Here is a 793-nt window from a genome sequence, read left to right as displayed (position 1 = left end):
TCAGGGCACTCTGCTCGGCGGCTGACCCCGCCGGGCGCGTACCGCACGGATGCCGTCCGTGCGGTACGGCAGTTTCATCGCACCTCCCCCCACGCAACGACCGGACCCGTTCCATCCGCATCTGCTCGGAGGGCCTGACCCATGACTCCGCCATCCGCCTCACCCGGCCCGTACGGTGCCGCCCACCACGCGCCGTACGGAGGCGAGGGCGACCAGCCGCTGGTGCGGCCGTACGCCATGACCGGTGGTCGCACCAGACCCAGATATCAACTCGCCATCGAGGCCCTGGTCAGTACCACGGCGGATCCGTCGAGCTACGGTGCCCTCCTCCCGGAGCACCAGCGGATCTGCCACCTGTGCCGGGAGATCAAGTCGGTGGCGGAGATCTCGGCGCTGCTGGCCATTCCGCTGGGCGTGGCCCGGATCCTGGTGGCCGACCTCGCCGAAGCGGGCATGGTCGCCATCCACCAGCCGGGCAACGGTGAGGCCGGCGGACAGCCGGACGTGACTTTGCTGGAGAGGGTGCTCAGTGGACTTCGGAAGCTCTAGGCCGCAGGCGGCAGCCGACCCGTACGCGGGCTTCGCGCCGCAGGGGCAGGCCTACGGGCAGGAGCCCGCCCGCTCGACCACCTCGGCGAAGATCGTGGTGGCCGGCGGATTCGGCGTCGGCAAGACCACGTTCGTCGGTGCCGTCTCCGAGATCAACCCGCTGCGCACCGAGGCCGTGATGACCTCGGCGTCCGCCGGGATCGACGACCTGAGCAAGGTCGCCGACAAGACCACGACCACGGTC

Annotated in this window: 1 protein-coding gene and 1 pseudogene; both read left to right on the top strand. The window is 70.4% G+C overall.

From position 1 onward, the window contains the following. The first annotated feature begins 141 nt into the window (after positions 1 to 141). The gene (locus K7472_RS32240; RefSeq protein ID WP_109452423.1) at positions 142 to 549 is read left to right on the top strand and encodes a DUF742 domain-containing protein; all 408 of its coding nucleotides are present in this window, start codon (positions 142 to 144) and stop codon (positions 547 to 549) included. Next, positions 530 to 793: pseudogene (locus K7472_RS32235) on the top strand (ATP-binding protein); the annotation flags it as partial. The gene K7472_RS32240 and the pseudogene K7472_RS32235, both read left to right, overlap by 20 nt.

The sequence above is a fragment of the Streptantibioticus parmotrematis genome, assembly GCF_019890615.1.
In the GTDB taxonomy this organism is placed as follows: domain Bacteria; phylum Actinomycetota; class Actinomycetes; order Streptomycetales; family Streptomycetaceae; genus Streptantibioticus_D; species Streptantibioticus_D parmotrematis.
This window is presented reverse-complemented; position numbering and strand designations above follow the sequence as displayed.